Origin of the sequence: Nocardia elegans NBRC 108235 (assembly GCF_001612845.1) — a bacterium.
Taxonomy (GTDB): Bacteria; Actinomycetota; Actinomycetes; order Mycobacteriales; family Mycobacteriaceae; genus Nocardia; species Nocardia nova.
This window is the reverse complement of record NZ_BDBF01000083.1, coordinates 1-17,905: the sequence shown is the minus strand read 5'-3', so window position 1 is coordinate 17,905 and position 17,905 is coordinate 1. Positions and strand designations below refer to the sequence as shown.

At 70.2% G+C, this 17,905-nt stretch carries 13 protein-coding genes; 8 read left to right on the top strand and 5 right to left on the bottom strand.

Annotated features, from left to right (window positions below; all coding sequences use genetic code 11):
- Window positions 1–358: urease accessory UreF family protein (locus NE2_RS33410; protein WP_305781574.1), on the top strand; the 358-nt coding region annotated here is incomplete at its 5' end.
- A 36-nt stretch (window positions 359–394) separates the two neighbouring features.
- Here NE2_RS33410 and NE2_RS33405 read toward each other — a convergent pair.
- The gene (locus NE2_RS33405; RefSeq protein WP_063032634.1) at window positions 395–1,729 is read right to left on the bottom strand and encodes a cytochrome P450; all 1,335 of its coding nucleotides are present in this window, start codon (window positions 1,727–1,729) and stop codon (window positions 395–397) included.
- Between the two features lie 80 nt (window positions 1,730–1,809).
- On the opposite strand from NE2_RS33405, the gene NE2_RS33400 reads away from it, so the two are divergent.
- From NE2_RS33400 to NE2_RS33390, 3 genes are all read left to right on the top strand, one after another.
- On the top strand, window positions 1,810–2,481 hold the full coding sequence (locus NE2_RS33400) for a TetR/AcrR family transcriptional regulator (RefSeq protein ID WP_146165279.1): 672 nt from the start codon (window positions 1,810–1,812) through the stop codon (window positions 2,479–2,481).
- 79 nt (window positions 2,482–2,560) lie between these two features.
- Window positions 2,561–3,274, top strand: coding sequence for an urease accessory protein UreG (gene ureG, locus NE2_RS33395; RefSeq protein WP_063032630.1), 714 nt, complete (start codon window positions 2,561–2,563; stop codon window positions 3,272–3,274).
- The gene (locus NE2_RS33390; RefSeq protein ID WP_063032637.1) at window positions 3,264–3,953 is read left to right on the top strand and encodes an urease accessory protein UreD; all 690 of its coding nucleotides are present in this window, start codon (window positions 3,264–3,266) and stop codon (window positions 3,951–3,953) included. The genes ureG and NE2_RS33390 overlap by 11 nt, the downstream gene beginning before the upstream one ends.
- A gap of 129 nt (window positions 3,954–4,082) precedes the next feature.
- On the opposite strand, the gene NE2_RS33385 is transcribed toward NE2_RS33390, so the two are convergent.
- Window positions 4,083–5,639, bottom strand: coding sequence for an NAD(P)/FAD-dependent oxidoreductase (locus NE2_RS33385; RefSeq protein WP_084494513.1), 1,557 nt, complete (start codon window positions 5,637–5,639; stop codon window positions 4,083–4,085).
- 138 nt (window positions 5,640–5,777) lie between these two features.
- Complete coding sequence (locus NE2_RS33380) at window positions 5,778–6,443, bottom strand: TetR/AcrR family transcriptional regulator (RefSeq protein ID WP_146165280.1); 666 nt, start codon at window positions 6,441–6,443, stop codon at window positions 5,778–5,780.
- Between the two features lie 87 nt (window positions 6,444–6,530).
- Here NE2_RS33380 and NE2_RS33375 point away from each other — a divergent pair, with 87 nt between their 5' ends.
- Entirely contained in the window at window positions 6,531–7,994 is a 1,464-nt protein-coding gene (locus NE2_RS33375) for a cytochrome P450 (protein ID WP_063032626.1), read from the top strand.
- A gap of 63 nt (window positions 7,995–8,057) precedes the next feature.
- Here NE2_RS33375 and NE2_RS33370 read toward each other — a convergent pair whose 3' ends face one another.
- Together NE2_RS33370 and NE2_RS33365 are read right to left on the bottom strand one after the other, a co-directional pair.
- On the bottom strand, window positions 8,058–8,948 hold the full coding sequence (locus tag NE2_RS33370; protein ID WP_036525787.1) for a serine hydrolase: 891 nt from the start codon (window positions 8,946–8,948) through the stop codon (window positions 8,058–8,060).
- Between the two features lie 126 nt (window positions 8,949–9,074).
- Entirely contained in the window at window positions 9,075–9,281 is a 207-nt protein-coding gene (locus NE2_RS33365) for a hypothetical protein (RefSeq protein ID WP_062965071.1), read from the bottom strand.
- A 361-nt stretch (window positions 9,282–9,642) separates the two neighbouring features.
- Here NE2_RS33365 and recC point away from each other — a divergent pair, with 361 nt between their 5' ends.
- From recC to NE2_RS33350, 3 genes are all read left to right on the top strand, one after another.
- Window positions 9,643–13,098 (top strand): exodeoxyribonuclease V subunit gamma, encoded by a 3,456-nt coding sequence (recC, locus tag NE2_RS33360; protein WP_063032624.1) that lies wholly within the window; start codon window positions 9,643–9,645, stop codon window positions 13,096–13,098.
- The gene (locus tag NE2_RS33355) at window positions 13,095–16,577 is read left to right on the top strand and encodes a UvrD-helicase domain-containing protein (RefSeq protein WP_084494512.1); all 3,483 of its coding nucleotides are present in this window, start codon (window positions 13,095–13,097) and stop codon (window positions 16,575–16,577) included. Before recC ends, NE2_RS33355 begins: the two co-directional genes overlap by 4 nt.
- Window positions 16,574–17,905, top strand: a 1,332-nt coding sequence (locus NE2_RS33350; RefSeq protein WP_063032622.1) for an AAA family ATPase, incomplete at its 3' end; no start/stop codon positions are given. The genes NE2_RS33355 and NE2_RS33350, both read left to right, overlap by 4 nt.

The following is a 17,905-nucleotide window of genomic DNA, read 5'->3' as shown; positions in this document are numbered from 1 at the left end:
GGGGCGCGGACTGCTTCGGCTCGCGAAACAGGTATGGCCGCATCATGATTGGTCGAACTCGGGCGCGCGGCCGCATCTGTCGACGGTCTTCGGTGTCGTGGGGCAGGCCGCGGCGGTGCGACCGGTGGAGATCGCCGGGGTCGTGGTCTATACGACGATGACCGGAGCCGCCACCGCGGCGCAACGGCTGCTCGCACTCGATCCGGCGGCCGTCGCGGCGATCACGCTGGAACTGGCCGCACTGTGCGACGAGACCGCGCGCGCGGCCACGATCGGCCCGGCCGCCCTCTCCGACCCGCTCGGTGACGTGCTCGTTCAGCGCCACCTCGACCGCGAGATGCCGCTGTTCGCGTCCTAGCCCGCGCGGTGGCTGCGACCGTCCCGACGAGGAAGATCAGGCAGGAGACACCCGGATGGGCAGGCCGTCACCGGGTTTCGGCAGCGGGCGCAGCAGTACGGGCATGCGGTAGTCCGGATCGATGCTCCATCGTTGCCGGAGCAGCAGTTGATGCATCGCTGCCTTGACCTCCATCCCGCCGAAGTACATGCCGATGCATTTGTGCACTCCGTGCCCGAAGGGCAGATAGGCGTAGCGGTGTGATTTGTCTTCGCGCCGCGGTTCGGCGAAACGCTCCGGATCGAACCGGTCGGGCTCGGGCCACAGTTCCGGCATGTGGTGCAGATGCCAGAGCATGACCCCGACCAGGGTGTCGGCGGGAATGCGGTAGCCCAGCAATTCGGTCTCCCGAACGGTCTTGCGGATCACGGTGGGTACGGGGGTGATGATGCGCATCGCCTCCTTCATCACCAGGTCGAGGGATTCCAGCCGGTCCAGATCCGCGTAGTCGATCGCGTCCACCCCGAGGGCGCGCGACTCCTCCCGGCACCGCTCCTGCCACTCCGGGTGGCGAGCCAGGTAGTAGGCCATCGTGGTCATTGTCGCCGTCGCGGTGTCGTGCGCGGCCATCAGCAGGAAGACCATGTGGTCGACGATCTCGCTGTCTGTGAACCGCTCCCCGTCCGGGCCCACCGCATGACACAACGCGCTGAACAGATCATTGCCGTCGCCGGCGCGTTTGTCCGCGAGCCTCGGGGCCAGATATCGCTCCAGCACCCGCCGCCCGCTCAATCCTCGTGACCAGCGTGTTCCGGGCACGGGAAGCCGGAGCGCCGCGGTGGTGGCGGCGACGGTATCGGTGAACGCGGTATTGACCCGGTCGTTCTCGGGACCCAGCGGCGTCCCGGTGAACGTGCGGGTCGCAACGTCGAGGGTGAGCTGCTTGATCAGCGGGTGGAAGCGCAGGGTGCCGGAGCTGGGCCAGCGCCGCAGTCCCGCCGCGATGGTCTCGTTCATCGGACCGAGATAGCCCGCCAGCCGCTGGGGTGTGAACGCCGACTGCATGATGCGGCGGTGGCGATGATGCTCATCGAAATCCATGAGCATCAGACCGCCGTGGAAGAACGGGCCGATCAATGTCGACCAGCCGGGACCGTTCGCGTACGCCTGGTCCCGGTTGCGCAGCACCTCGCCGCAGGCGTCGGGGCCCATCGCCTGCACCGATGTCATGCCGAGGGCGCGCGACCACGACACCGGACCGTGCCGCCGGTAGCGGCTTTCGCCGGTCAGGATCGTGCCCTGTGCCAGCTGCAAGGTGTATCCGATCAGCGGCAGTCCGGAATCGCCCGGCATGCCGGGCACGCCGGCGCGGTCGTGCATCAGCAGAGTCATCGTCGTCTCCCAGGTGTGTGTCCCGTGTCACGGGGTAGTCTGATAACGGTCGTTGTCGTTGTCAATATGTGGAGGCGATTGTGGCAGGTACCTACCGGGGCGTTCCCGGGCATGTCCGGCGTGAACAGCGGCGTCAGGTGCTCATCGAGACCGGTTTGGACTGCCTGCACGAGGATGGGCTGGCCGGGATCAGCGTCCGATCCGTATGCGGCCGTGCGCAATTGACCCCGCGCTACTTCTACGAAAGCTTCACCGATCTCGATGCGCTGCTGTGCGCTGTCGTGGACACGGTCGCGGAGGAGATCGTGGCGCGCGGCGTGGCGGCCGTGGCAGCGGGGGAGAGCATCGAACAACGGGTGCGGGGCGCGATCGCCGCCGGTTACGGTGTCGTGGCCGAGGATCGGCGCAAGGCCACCGCGATCCTGATCTGCGCGGCCGGACACGGCCCGCTGCGCGATCGACGGCATACGCTGCTGGTCGAATTCGCCCAGATCATCACCGATACCCTGCCACTGCCGAGGTCGTCACAACCGTCCACGCACGCACTGGCCCTGTTCCTGCTCGGCGGCGCGTTCGACGTGATAGAGGCGGTGCTGTCCGAGCGGCTGGTGCTGACCGGCGAGGAACTCGTCGACGAACTCACCGTGATATGGATGGCGGCGCTGCGGTCCATACAGCCCGCCGGTGTCGACGAGTCGGCCGAGTTGCGGAGCCAGGGCGGCGGCGTCGCCCGGATGTCGGCGCACCCGTGAGCGTGTCGGGCGCGGTAACACCGGGTTCACATGAATCGGCCACGATGATCGTCGAGAATCGAGGCCCGAAGGAGAGCTCATGCCGCCGCATCTGATCGATGGCGAACCGCACGATCACGCTCATGACCGCCCCAGGCGGGTGCGGACGCCGGGGGAGCCGGTGCGCATCGGGATCGGCGGGCCGGTCGGATCGGGGAAGACGGCGCTGGTCGCGGCGCTGTGCCGGCAGTTGCGCGGGGAGCTGTCGCTGGCGGTGCTGACCAACGACATCTACACCACCGAGGACGCCGACTTCCTGCGCCGGCACGCGGTTCTTCCCGACGAACGGATCAGCGCGGTGCAGACCGGTGGTTGTCCGCACACCGCGATTCGCGACGACATCACCGCCAACCTCGACGCGATCGACGATCTGATCGAGGCGAATCCGCCGCTGGATCTGATTCTGGTCGAATCCGGCGGCGACAACCTCACCGCCACCTTCTCGGCGGGCCTGATCGATGTGCAGATCTTCGTCGTCGACGTGGCCGGCGGCGACAAGGTGCCGCGCAAAGGCGGTCCGGGCGTGACGTTCTCGGATCTGCTGGTGATCAACAAAACCGACCTGGCGCCGATGGTCGGCGCCGACCTCGAGGTGATGCGGCGCGATTCCGCGGCGGTGCGCGCGGGCCGCCCGTTCGTCTTCAGTTCGCTGACCGAGGATCCGGCCGCGACACCGGTGCTGGCGTGGGTGCGCGATCAGCTGCGCGCGGCGGCGGCCGCCGATGCCGCTGGGGAAAGCGCTGTTGCGCACTGAGATTCGCATCGTCGCCCGCGCCGGGGCCCGGCCGCGAACGGCGGCGACCGGCGCGCTGGCGGTCCGCTCCACCGGGCCGGATACGGTGCATCTGATCGGTGCCGCGGCCACGCCGCTCGGCGGGGACGAACTCGACATCCGCATCGTGGTGGAGCCCGGTGCGCGTCTGGTGGTTCGTTCGGTGGCGGCGACGATCGTACTTCCCGGTCGCACGACCTCGACGTCCACGGCGTCGTGGACCTTCGATGTCGGCGCGGGCGGGGTACTCGATTTCGATCCGGAACCGACGGTCGTCGCCGGTGGAGCCGAACATCGCGCGGTCACCACCGTGCGGCTGGCCGCCGATGCCCGGATCCGTATTCGCGAACGCGTGCAGATCGGCCGTACCGGCGAGGATCACGGCCGCTGGTGCGGCGACCTCGTCGCCGACACTCCCGCCCTGCCGTTGCTGCGCCATCGCCTCGAACTCGGTGCCGGCACCGCCGCCGACGACCTGCTGTCGGCCCCCCGCGCGCTGTCCAGTGAGCTGCGCTACCCCGACGACAGCCCCGCCTCGACCATCGGCGTGGCCGCCGCGGTCCTTCCGCTCGCAGCCGGCGGTTCGCTGTCGACGTGGACGGGTGTGCGACTGTCCGATACTCCCGCGAACCTTCGCCGTCGCGCCGCCGCAGCAGGGTGAACCGGGACATCGGGATCGCTCCAGGATCCGGGGAATCGATCGTGCTTCTGCGGCCGATGTGAATGCACAAGGGCCGCAAGCGCTTCGGCTTGCGGCCCTCGGTAGTGCTCTGGTGAACAGGCCGAGTCGTCAGCCCGCCTTCGGCTGCGACGAGCCGGAGGTAGTCGACTCGCTCGAAGCACCGGACTTGCTCGTGGCAGTGGACTCGCCCGAACCGGCGGATTCGCTTGTGCCCGAGGCTTTTTCGCCGTCCGGCGTAGCGGCCGCAGACTTCGCCGACGGTTCGCCCGGTGCGGCCGGAGGCGTCGTGTTGCCGACCTCGGCCTGCACGTCCCGGGCGTCGGTTTCGTTGCCGTTCATGGCCTCGAGTGCCAGCCGGGCGAAGACCCACTGTTCGGTGGCCGCCATCTGCCCGCGGTTGCGGCCGAGGAAGGCGACGAACCACTGGAACACGGTGACGGTCCGGCTGCGGTAGCCGATCAGGTAGTACAGGTGCAGTACCAGCCAGATGAGCCACGCGAGGAAGCCGGAGAACTCCAGCTTGCCGATCTGGCAGACGGCGTTGAAACGCGAGACCGTCGCCATACTGCCCTTGTTGAAGTACTTGAACGGCTTGCGCTGATCGGGGGTCTGCTTCCCGGCGACCTCGGCCTTGATCTGCTTGGCGGCGTAGGTGGCGCCCTGAATGGCGCCCTGCGCCTGACCGGGCACACCGGGCACGGCCATCAGGTCGCCGACGACGAAGACGTTCGGATAGCCCTTGATCGTCAGATCCGGTTCGACCACGACCCGCCCGGCCCGGTCGGTTTCGGTGCCCTTGGACCGTTCGGCCAGCATCTTGCCCAGTTCGCTGGCCTGCACGCCGGCCGACCACACCTTGCACGCCGATTCGATGCGGCGCTCGGTGCCGTCCTTGTCCTTGACCGTCACACCGCGGGCGTCGACATCGGTGACCATCGCGTTGAGCTGGATCTCCACGCCCATCTTCTCGAGGCGGCGCTGGGCCTTGCCGCCGAGCTTGGGGCCCATCGGCGCGAGCACCGCGCCGGCGCCTTCGACCAGCAGCACGCGGGCGTCGCGCGGATCGATGTTGCGGAAGGTGCCGACCAGGGTGCGGTCGGCGAGTTCGGCGATCTGGCCGGCCAGTTCGACGCCGGTGGGGCCGGCCCCGACCACGACGAACGTCAGGAATCGGTCGCGTTCCTCCTGGGTCTTGGCCAGTTCGGCCTCCTCGAACGAGCCGAGGATGCGGGCGCGCAGTTCCAGCGCGTCGTCGATGGTCTTCATCCCCGGCGCGTAGGTGGCGAACCGATCGTTGCCGAAATAGGACTGCTGAGCGCCGGTCGCGACGATCAGGCTGTCGAAGGAGGTGACGGTGTCCTGGTTGAGCAGTTTCGACGTCACGGTCTTGTTCACCAGGTCGATATCGTGGACCTCGCCCAGGATCACCTGCGTGTTGTGGTGTTTGCGCAGCACGATGCGGGTGGCGGGGGCGATCTCGCCGGTGGACAGGATGCCGGTGGCGACCTGGTAGAGCAGCGGTTGGAACAGGTGCGTGGAGGTCTTGGAGATCAGTACGACATCGACGTTGTCGTGCTCGAGATGTTTGCACGCGAACAAGCCGCCGAAGCCGGATCCGATCACCACCACGCGGTGGCGTCGGTTCTCGACAGTTTCGGTTCCCATCAGCGCTCCTCGCCGGACGTTCGGTCTACGACAGGCTCAACGGTAGTCGGCTGCCCGGAGGCAGTCACGACGAGCACCGAATGTCGGCGCGTCCGCATCCCGAGCCCGAGTTTCGGCCCCCGGAGGGCGGGTATGCGATCACTTCGGCACCGGCTCCGCGGCGGCCACCAGCGGCCCGACGAGGCGGTCGCCGCCGATGCTCTCCACGGTCGGCCACAGAAAGGCCGCGAGTTGGTCGACGAATTCCGCGCGCGAGCGCGTCGGCTGCTGCATCCAGGCCTCGGCCGACATCAGAATGGCGCCGACGGTGGCAGTCGCCCAGATCCGCGCCAGCGCCGGATCGGCGTCGAGGCGGCGCAGGATGATGTCGAAAATCGATGTCGCCCAGTCGGATACGCGGGTGAAGAACGGCCGGTGCTCGGCGTCGCCGCGCTCCAGCCGCTGCATCATGACGTGGTGCAGATTGGGGTTGGCGTCGACGAAATCGCAGATCAGGGTCACCACCGCGCGCAGTAGTTGCCGGGCGGGCAGCGGCTGGGCCAGCAGATCGTCGGCGGCGGCGATGATGGCGTTCATATGCCGCTCGGCAAGGGCGTCGATCAGCGCCGACAGATCCGGGAACACCGCGTATACCGCGGTGCGCGCGTATCCGGCCTCCGCGGCGACCTGCGCGATCGTCATCCGGGCTCCAGAGCCGGCCACCACCCGCTCGGCCGCGTCGAGGATTTCCGCGCGCCGGCGGTCCGGATCCCGGGGCGGCCCGGGCGGCCGGCCCGGACGCCGAATTTCTGTGTCCCTTGTCACAGCGCGATCCTACCTCTAATGTACGAGGTGTACTTTTCTTGCGGCCGGGCGGCGTGGCGCGGCTGCTGTGTTCGGGAGGCATCAGTCATGGTCAGCGTCGACCCGCGTCCCTCCGAAGCCGAACGGGAGAACATCGGCTTCATCGAAATTCCGGACAGTCATCCGATCGACCGGCTGCTGCACCGATTACCGGCCCGGGAGCAGGTGCTGGCGACACCGCCGCGAGCCAGTGCGGCGGCTGCCGTGCGCGGTGACGCCGGACTGCCGGTACTGGGCCGCTCGCTGCAGTATCTGCGCTGGGGCCCGGCCGAGATGTACGACCGATACCGCCGCTACGGCCCGGTGAGCTACAACAAATCCTTCGGCGTCGACCGCGTCCTGATCGCCGGTCCGGAGGCCGTCGACGAGGTACTCGGCAAGCGCCGCAACGATTTCGGACAGGGCTGGGACTTCCTGATCGGCTCGTTCTTCCGCCGCGGACTGCTGCTGCTGGAATTCTCCGAGCACATGTTCCACCGGCGCATCATGCAGCAGGCGTTCACCCGCGAACGGCTGGAATCGCATCTGGCGCAATTGAGCCCGGTGGTCCAGGCTGCGGTCGAACGCTGGAACCCGGCCGGTGCGCGCACCCTGCGGCTGTATCCGACGGTGAAAGATCTCACTCTCGAGATCGCCACCGAAACCTTCATGGGGGTCGACGCCGGACCGCAACGCCACCGGCTCGGGCAGGCCTTCCTCGATTGCACCCACGCGCCGCTGGCGCTGGTGCGCTATCCGGTGCCCGGCGGTGCGTGGCGCGCCGGCCTGCGCGGGCGCAAGACGCTCGAGGAGTACTTCACCGCGATGGTGCCGCAGAAGCGCGGTGAAGAGGGCGCGGACTTCTTCTCCGCGCTGTGTCACGCACGCGCCGAGGACGGGGCGGCCTTCTCCGACGCCGACGTGGTCAACCACATGATCTTCCTGATCATGGCCGCCCACGACACGACCACCACCACCGCGACCTCGGTCGCCTACTACCTGGGCCGCCACCCGGACTGGCAGCAGCGAGTGCGCGCCGAGGCCCAGGCGCTGTTCGACGAGCTCGACGGTGCGCCGCCGACGATCGCCGACCTGGACCGCCTGCGCGATCTGGATCTGGTGATCAAGGAGAGCCTGCGGCTGGTGCCGCCGGTTCCGGGCCTGGTGCGCCGCGCCGTGCGCGACACCGAGGTGGCCGGTCACTACATTCCGGCCGGCACCCACGTCGACGTCGCCTACGGGGTCAATCATCTGCTCCCCGAATTGTGGTCGCAGCCGGCACGTTTCGATCCGGAACGGTTCGCCGAGAACCGGCGCGAGGACAAATCGCACCGGCTGGCGTGGATGCCGTTCGGCGCGGGGGCGCACAAATGCATCGGCATGCATTTCGGCACCCTCGAGGTGAAGGTCGTCATCGCGGCGATGGTGCGTGCCTACCGCTGGCACACCCCCGACGACTACCTGATGCCGTGGGGCTTCAACACCATCCCGTTCCCGCGCGACGGGGCGCCGATGCGGCTGTCGCGGCTGTAACCGATCAGCGCGCTGTCGCGGCGGGAACCGATCACCGCGCTGTCGCGGCGGGAACCGCCCTGCTCACCGGCCGGCGAACAGCAGCTGCGCGACATGCGTGGTGGTCTCCTCGCCGTCGGTGTAGCCGCCCTGGTCGCCGAGGGAATTCATCACCGCGAGGGTGTAGCGCTCACCGGGGCCGGCGAAGCCGACCGAGTTGACCACCCAGCCGCCGTTCTCGTCGGACCAGCCGTTCTTCAGGCCGGGGTGCAGGGCATCGCCCGCGCCCCACACGCCCCAGTGCTGATTGGTGTCGACCTTGCGCATCCGGTCGAGCAGGTAGCCGCGGTCGTCCGGGTGCATGTGGTCGAGCACGTTGTTCATCAGCCGGTCCAGATCGGCCGGCGCACACTGCTGAAAACCCCAGTCCGGGAACAGGTGTCCGTTGCCGTTGGTCGGGCGCGGTACCAGGCCGGTCATCCCGTTGGCCCGGAAGGCGTTGTTGAACGCTTGCCGGTCCGGGCCCGCGTACTTGTTCCACAGGAAGTCCGCCGCGGCGTCGTTGGAGGTCGCCAGCATGGACTCCATCTGGGTGCGGTCCTCGGGTGTCAGCGTGATCGCGCCGACGCGCGCCCGGTTGAGCAGATCCTCGGCGATGGCCAGCTTGATCGTGGACGCGGTCCAGAACAGGGTGTCGGCATTGCCGTTGGCATAGGTGCCGCCGGTGACCCGGTCGCGCACCACGTAGCCGGTGACACCGGGCCGGGAGGCCAGGTAGTTGTCGACCGCCGCGATCCGGCTGCTCATATCGCAGTCGAAGCCGTCGCGGCAGCCCTGCATGCGCAGCGGGACGGCGGTGGCCGGAGCGGGATCCAGTACGGGGGTGCCCGCGATCAGCGCGGCGGCGACGACGCAGGCACCGGCGGCCAGGCGGGTGGTTCGAATGCCGCGGGACGCGGTCCGGGGATAACGCACGGTGAGCCACAATAGCCACAAATCCGCCGATCACGCACGTCTTGAGCTCGACCTGCGGATGTGGTAGCTACACGGAGATCGTTGCAGGCCAGCGCATTTCGGCCATGTCGGCCGCGACGGCGCAGGTCAGCGGAATGCCGCGAGCAATTCCTCGACGCTGCGGCCGTTGAGCCGATAGCAGTGCTCGAAGGCCTCGGAATGCCGGTCGCGGGCCCAGCTGTGCAGCACCACGCCGCGGCCGTAGTGCCGGGAGTTGATCAGTTCCCACGTCTCGCCCGATCGCCGTACCGTGAACCCGGATCTGGGTACGAGGGGGACCACCGTCGCAGACATGAATCGAACCAGCCTTTCGATACCGCTTCTCCCGAAACCTCCCCGCAGAGCACTGTGGCATACGACGGACCCGGTGTCCGGGTGACACGCGGTGGCGAATTGCGTTCGCAATAGCCGAATGGTCATGATGGCCGGATTCGATTGTGTTGCCGAATGTTTGGTGGGATGCTGCGAAGGGCGGCAAATCGGTGGTAACGGGCGTTGCCCGGTCGGTTGCGGAGGGCTCGTGCCACGGCATTCGCCGGGCGCGGCGCACCGAGACGGGTCGGTGCCGCCGGGGGCGGTGGCCGGGTTTGTAGGATCGTGCGCGCCGCATCACCGCGAACGGATCGCGCGCGAGGGACAGAGAGGCGGTGCGCAGGTGCTGCACATCCATCGGGCCGAGTCGGCGCGCACGCTGGCCGACGCGCTCGCCACGATGCTGTCGCACCCGCTGCCGGACCCCTTCGCCGCCGAGGTCGTCGCGGTCGGCGCGCACGGTGTGCAACGCTGGCTCAACCAGCGGCTCGCGGTGACGCTGGGCGCGCGGACGGGTGACGGTGTGGCCGCCAACATCGACTATCCGAGCCCGGCGGCTCTGGTCGCCGACGTCTCGGCCGCGGCCTCCGACATCGCCGCCGACGCCGACCCGTGGGCCCCCGAGCGGCTGGTGTGGCCGGTGCTGGCCGCGATGGACGCCGCGATCGGCGAGCCGTGGGCGGCGGTCCTGGCCCGGCATCTGGGCGTGGGCGCCGGCCCGGCAGAGGCGTACCGGGCGGGCCGGCGGCTGGGCACCGCGACCCATATCGCGACCCTGTTCGACACCTACGGCACCACCCGCCCGACCCTGATCACCGACTGGGGCAACGGCGCCGATACCGACGGCCGCGGCGCCGACCTGCCGGAGGACCTGCTGTGGCAGCCGCGCCTGTGGCGGCGGGTGCGCGAGGCGATCGGCGTCCCCGCACCGGCACAGCGGCTCGACACCGTCTGCCGCCGGTTGCGCACCGATCCCGCGAGTATCGATCTGCCGCAGCGGCTTTCGATCTTCGGGATGCCCCGGATTCCGGCCGCGCAACTCGCGGTGCTGGAGGCGGTGGCCGAACACCGGGATGTGCACATCTGGCTCGCCCATCCCAGCCCGGCGTTGTGGGAGCGGTTGCGCGCGTCCGACCCCGAGGGTGCCGAACTCGCCCGTCCGGCCGGACCCGCCGCGATCGCGGAAGGTGGTACGGGGCCCGCGGGTGCGGCGACGATCGTGCGAACCCGTCCCGCCGCTCCCCGGCGCGTGGCCGCCGAACCGATCGCCCGGCATCCGCTGCTGGGAGCGCTGGGCCGCGACGTGCGGGAAGTCCAGAACCGGCTGGTGACCGTCGACTTCGCCGATCGGCATCACGCGCCCGAGCCCGATCGGATCGACGCCGGGAATCGTTCGGGCACAGTGCTTTCCGATCTGCAGGACGCCATCCGAGCGGACCGCTGGCCGCCGGTGCCGGTGACTCGCACAGGTGACGACAGCGTGCAGATCCACGCCTGTCACGGCCCGGCCCGGCAGGTGGAGGTGTTGCGTGACGTCCTGCTCGGGCTCTTCCAGCGCGATGCCACCCTCGAACCGCGCGACGTGATCGTGCTGTGCCCCGATCCCGACGGCTATGCGCCGATGGTGCGGGCCGCCTTCGGCCAGGGGCCCGCCGCTCTCGACGATCCCGACGCGAATCCCGCGCACGGATTGCGGGTGCGGCCCGCCGAGCGCAGTGCGGGCGCGGCGAATTCGGTGCTCGCGGTGGTGGAGGATCTGCTCGCTCTGGCCGAGGGACGCGTCGGTGTCACCCAGGTGCTCGACCTCGCCGCGACCGAACCCGTCCGATACCGCTGCGGATTCGACGACGACGATATCGAGCGGCTGCGCGAATGGGCCGCCGAAACCGGCGCCCGCTGGGGGATCGGGCAACGGCAGCGGCAGGCCTTCGGCCTCGCCGAATTCGGCCAGAACACCCTCAATGCGGCCGTCGACCGGATTCTGCTCGGCGTCGCCGCCGGGGAATCGGGCGAGGACTGGCTGGATCTGGCTTTGCCGCTGGAGGACGTCGACTCCGGCGATGTGGACCTGGCCGGGCGGTTCGCCGAATTCGTCGACCGGCTCGCTGTCTGTGTGCGCGATCTGAGCGGACCCACCCCGGCCGAACCCGCCGGCACACCGCGACCCGCGCGGCAGTGGTTGCAGATCCTGCACCGCGCGCTCGATCTGCTCACCGATCTGCCGCCCGCCGCGGCCTGGCAGGGCGTGCAGGCGCGGCGCGAACTCGCCGCCGCCTTCGAACACGCGGACGCGGCCGAATTGCGCCTGCCCGATGTGATCGCCGCCCTGCGGGCGCGGTCGCGGGCCCGGGCGCCGCGCTCGAACTACCGCACCGGCGAGCTCACCGTCTGCGGCCTGGCGCCGATGCGGTCGGTCCCGCACCGGGTGGTGGTGCTGCTCGGGCTCGACGACGAGGTGTTCCCGCGCACCGGCGGCATCGACGGCGACGACATCACCGCGCGGGAACCGCTTGTCGGCGAACGCGATTCGCGCAGCGAGGACCGCGGACTGCTACTCGATGCCGTCCTCGCCGCCGAAGACCGTCTCGTCGTGCTCTACACCGGCGCCGATCCGGTGACCGGAACGCCCCGGCCGCCGGTCACGCCGCTCGCGGAACTGATCGACGTGGTGCGCGCCCACCGCGGCACCGGCGACGTGGTGCGCCGCCATCCGCTGCAGGCCTACGACGGCAGCAACTTCGACGCGCGCGACCCGTTCGGTTTCGACACTCTCGCGCTGGCCGCCGCCCGCGCCGCGGCGCGCCCCGCGCAACCGAGTCCGCCGTGGCTGCCCGGCCCGCTGCCCGCCGTGGCGCGCACGGATGTCGAACTGGCGGAACTGGTCTCGTTCGCCGAACATCCGATCCGGGCCTTCCTGTGGCAGCGCCTGGGCATCCGGGTGCCGGAGGAGGACGAGGACATCGACGAACGCCTGCCCATCGAACTGACCGGGCTGGCCACCTGGAATATCGGCGAGCGCATGCTGGCGGCCCGGCTCACCGGCGCGGATCCGGCTGCCCTGCGCGCCGCGGAATGGCGGCGCGGAACCCTGCCGCCCTTCGGCCTCGGCGCGGCGGTGCTGGCCGAGGTGGAATCCACGGTCGACCGGCTGGTGCAGGTCGCCGCGCCACTGCAGCAAGCGCCCGCGCGCACCATCGATATCGCGGTGGATCTGGGATCAGGGCGGCGGCTGACCGGGACGGTCGCAGATGTGCACGACGACGCGGTCGTGCGCGCCACCTATTCCCGCCTCGCGCCCAAACATCGGATGGCGGCATGGGTGCGGCTGCTGGCGCTGGCCGCCACCGAACGCCACCAGAGCTGGCAGGCCGTGAGCATCGGGCGCGGTAAATTCGGCCGCCCGGCCTGGCGTTCGTCGCTGACCGCGCCGGCCCCCGCGCTCGCGGCGGACCTGCTGCGCGAGCTGGCCGATCTGCGCGAGGAGGGCCTGGCCCAACCGCTGTCGTTCGCGCCGTCGGCATCGGCGGTCTATGCCGAACGCCGCTGCCGCGGAGCCGATCTCGACTCCGCCCGCGCCGCCGCGGAGGAGGAGTTCTACGGCGGACCGAAGGGGCCGCGCCCGTTCGGCGACCACACCGACCGCTACCTGACCTACATCCGGGGACCCGAGCCGGCCTTCGAGCAACTGGAAACCGCGCTGCCCGAACCGGACCGGTACGGCGAAACCACCACATTCGGATCGGTGGCCCGGCGACTGTGGAATCCGCTGCTGGCCAACGAATCCCAGGGGCAGCCATGACCGAGGAACTGTTCCCCGTCACCGATCTGCGCACCCCGGAAGCGGCGGCGCACACCACCACCCGGCGCCGACACACTCGCGCCCTGAACGAAACAGTCGACGCCGGAGAGCTTTTCGCCGTGGAGGAAGTGCCGTCCGGCGCCGGGGAGGAGCATCCCGAACCGTTCGGCCAATTCGATCTGTGCGGTGACTTGCCCACGGGGACAACCGTTCTCGAGGCGAGCGCGGGGACCGGGAAGACCTACGCCATCGTCGGGCTGGCGGTGCGGTTCGTCGCCGAGGGGCTGGTCGATATCTCGCAGCTGCTGCTGGTGACTTTCAGCCGCGCGGCGACCCAGGAGTTGCGGGAACGCACGCGGGAGCGGTTCGTCACGGTCGTGGCGGCCCTCGACGAACCGGAGGCCGCGCGCGCCGGTGCCGACGAGCTGATCGCGCATCTGGCCGATGCCGACCCGGCCGAGGTGGCGCGGCGGCGCCGGCGGCTGGTCGCCGCGCTGTCGGATTTCGATGCCGGCACTATCTCCACCACGCACGGTTTCTGCCAGCGCATGCTCGACGAACTCGGCATCGCGGGGGAACACGATCCGCGGGTGCGGCTGGTCGAGGGCATCGAGGAACTGGTGAGCACGGTCGCCGAGGATCTGTATCTGGCCCGCTATGCCCGGGGTGGCGCACCGATGCCGGTGCGGCAGGCGCTGTCGCTGGCGGCGGCCGCGGTGGCGGACCGGCGCGCGCGGCTGGTTCCGGGGGAGGAGCTCGGCGATCACCCGGCGGCCGAGGCGGCGGTGTTCGCGGCCGCGGTGCGCGCGGAAGTCGATCGGCGCAAACGGCTTTCGGGCATCCGCGACTTCGACGATCAGCTGGTGTTGCTGCACGACGTGCTCGCCGACCCGGTCCACGGCGAGCGTGCCTGCCGCCGCATCCGCGACCGCTTCCGGGTGACGCTGGTCGACGAATTCCAGGACACCGACCCACTGCAGTGGGACATTCTGCGGCGCGTCTTCCACGACCACGCCACCCTGGTGCTGGTCGGCGATCCGAAACAGGCGATCTACGCCTTCCGCGGCGCCGAGGTCCTCAGTTATCTGGACGCGGTCGCCCACGCCGAGACCCGTCGCGAACTGGACACCAACCGCCGCAGCGACGCCGGTCTGCTGGCGGCGCTGCACCACCTGCTGGGCGGCGCGGCCCTGGGACATGCGCAGATCACGGTGCCGCCGGTCACGGCGGTCCGGCCACAGAGCCGGCTCACCGGGCCCGAGGGTGCGGCGGTTCCGTTGCGGCTCAGGTGTTTTCCCCGCCAGGGTGCCGGAGCGTTGAACGGCAGCGGATTCCCGGTGGTGGGCCGCCAGCGCGATCGCGTGGCCACCGACCTCGCCGCCGATATCGTCCGCACCCTCGAATCCGGGGCGCGGATCGGCGACCGCGCACTCGGCCCCGGTGATATCGCCGTGCTGGTCCGCACCCGCGCCCAGATCGACCTGGTGCGCGCGGAACTGGACCGCGCCGGTGTCGCCTCCGTCCTCGCCGGCGGCGCCAGCGTTTTCGCCACCCGCAGCGCCACCGACTGGCTGTGGGTGCTGCGGGCGCTGGAACAACCGCATCGCGGCGACCGGGTGCGGCTGGCGGCGACGACCCCGCTGCTCGGCCTGTCCGCCGCCGAGATCGACGCCGGTGGCGCGGATCTGGTGGGCCGGCTCAGCACCCAGCTGCGCGACGCGGCCCGGCTGTTCGCGCGCTCGGGTTTCGCGGCGGTGTTCGACCGGCTGTCCGCCCAGGCCCAGCCCGCGCCGCGACTGCTGGCCCAGAGCGGTGGCGAACGGCGCCTGACCGATCTGCGGCATATCGCGCAACTGCTCGACGAGGTCGCCGCACGGGAATCGCTCGGGCTCACCGCGCTCACTCGCTGGCTGGCCGACCGGGTGCGCGACCCGGCTTCGGGCGCGGTCGCGGGACGCAGCCGCCGCCTCGACCGCGACGCGGCCGCGGTGCAGATCGCCACGGTGCACGCCAGCAAGGGGCTGGAATTTCCCGTCGTCTATCTGCCTTTCGCGTGGGACGGCGCGAAGAACCCCAATCCGTCGACGCTGCTGTTCCACGACGGCGACGAACGGGTCCTGGACGTCGGCGGCCCCGAAGCGCCCGGTTATGCCGAGCACCGCCGCCGCTGCGAGGCCGAGGAAGCGGGGGAGGAGCTGCGGCTGCTGTATGTCGCGGTGACCCGGGCGCAGTGCCAGGTGGTGGCCTGGTGGGCGCCGGCCTACGGTACGGCCGCCGCACCGCTGCATCGGATGATCCTGGGCCGCGTCCCCGGCAGCGCCGACGTGCCGGCGCGCAGTGAGGTGCCCGCGGATCCGATCGTGCTGCAGCAGTTGCGGGATTGGGCCGCGGCCGCGGGTCCGGGCCTGATCGAGATCGAACCCGTCCGCGCGGCGGTCGAGGCGCAGCTGCGCACCGAACGTGACCATACCGGTGACAAGGCACTCGAGGCGGCGCGATTCACCCGCTCCGTCGATCACGAATGGCGCCGTACCTCGTACTCGGCGCTCACCGCGTCGGCGCATGAAACAGTCCATGGCGCAACGGATTTCGTGGCTACGGAGGCAGCCGAGGGCGGCGCAGACGAGCCGCTGACGCCCGCGCCGGAACTCGGTCCCGGCCTCGGGTTCGAGGACGAGTTCGTCGGCGCGGCACCGTCGTTGATGAACGATCTGCCCTACGGCGCCGAATTCGGCACCCTTGTGCACGGTGTGCTCGAGCTGGTCGACACGGATGCGCCGGATCTGGGCGCCGAGGTCCGGCTGCGCTGCGAACAGGCCGTCGAGCAACTCATGGCCGACATCGATCCCGGCGCACTCGCCCACGCGCTCGTCGCGGTGCTGCGCACCCCGTGCGATCCGGTCGCGCTGGCCGATATCCGCTCCCGGGATCGGTTGAACGAACTGGAATTCGAACTGCCGCTCGCAGGTGGTGACGACCCGGTGGCGCAGCGGGTGACCGTCCGTCGCATCGGCGCCTTGCTGCGGGAACATCTGCGGTCCGACGATCCGTTCGCCACCTACGCCGATGCCCTCGACCTGCTCGACGACGTTCCGCTGCGCGGGTATCTGACCGGAAGTATCGACGCGGTGCTGCGGACCGACGGCCCCCGCTTCCTCGTCGTCGACTACAAGACCAACCGGCTCGGCACCGGTGAACTGACCGTCGCGCACTATCGGCGCGACCGGATGGCCGAAGAGATGATGCGCTCGCACTATCCGCTGCAGGCCCTGCTGTATTCGGCGGCGCTGCACCGCTATCTGCGCTGGCGGTTGCCCGGCTACGATCCGGCTCGCCACCTCGGAGGAGTGCGCTATCTGTTCGTGCGCGGCATGATCGGCCCGGCGACCCCGCCCGGCCACGGCGTATTCGACTGGGACCCACCGGCGGAGCTGATCGTGGCGCTGTCGGATCTGCTGGCCGGAAAGGACAGCAGGTGACGGCGATCGCTGTGGCGCAGCGTGCCACCGGACTGCTGCGGACCTTCAACACCGCCGGGGTGTTGTCGGCGGCCGATGTGCACGTGGCGCTGCGGCTGGGCCGGCTCGGCGGTGAATCCGGCGAGCAGGTCCTGCTGGCCGCCGCGCTCGCGGTGCGTGCGGTGCGGTCGGGATCGGTGTGCCTGGAATTGCGGCGCATGCACGAAATCGGTGTCGACGGTGAGGGTTTCGATCTCGGCGAGGCGGAACCGGTCGATCCCGCTCTGCTGCCCTGGCCGGACGTCGACAGCCTGTGTGATCAGTTGCGCGCGAGCCCGCTGGTGTGCGGCAGTCCCGCCGGCCCCCTGTGTCCCCTGCGGCTGGTCGAATCCGAGGGCGGGCCGCTGCTCTATCTGGACCGCTACTACCGGCAGGAGCAGATGATCCGCGAGGTACTCGCGGACCGCGCGCACGGACATCCGCTCGTCGACCCGGACACCGTGCGCCGCGAACTGGACCGGCTGTTCCCGGGGACAGGCGGCCCCGGCGCCGCCCCGGACCGCCAGCGCATCGCCGCCGCCGTCGCCGCCACCAGTTGGACCACGGTGGTCGCCGGTGGTCCCGGCACCGGTAAGACCCACACCATCGCCCGCATCCTGGCCCTGCTGGTCGCGCACCAGCGCGCGGTCGCCGACACCGCGCCCCTGCGCATCGCGCTGGCCGCCCCGACCGGCAAAGCCGCTGCGCGCCTGCAGGAATCGGTGCGCGAACAGGCCGGCGACCTCGACCTCCCGGAACTGACCGCGGCGACCGTGCACCGGCTGCTGGGCTGGCAGCGCGGCGGCACCACTCGCTTCCGTCATCACGCCCACAACCGGCTGCCCTACGACGTCATCGTCGTCGACGAAACCTCCATGGTGTCGCTGACCATGATGAGCAGGCTGCTGCCTGCCGTGCGCCCGGACGCCCGGCTGGTGCTCGTCGGCGACCCGGACCAGCTGGCCTCGGTCGACGCCGGTGCCGTCCTTGCCGATCTGGTCGCGGGACCGGTGGCCGGCCCGCCGAATCCGATCCTCGAGCGGATCCTGGACACCGGTTCCGGTCCGGTCGCCGGCGCCGAAGATCTCAGTGAACGGGAACGAAACCGCTTGCGCGGCGGCATGATCCGCCTCACTCGTGGCCGCCGGTTCGGTGGCCGGATCGCCGATCTGGCGGTGGCGGTGCGTGCCGGGGACGCCGAGACGGCGCTGGCGCTGCTGCACGAGGGCGGCGAGGAACTGTCCCTGCACGAACCCGACGACATCGCCGAGGTGCGTGCCGACGTGGTGCGCGCCGCCCGCGAATCCACC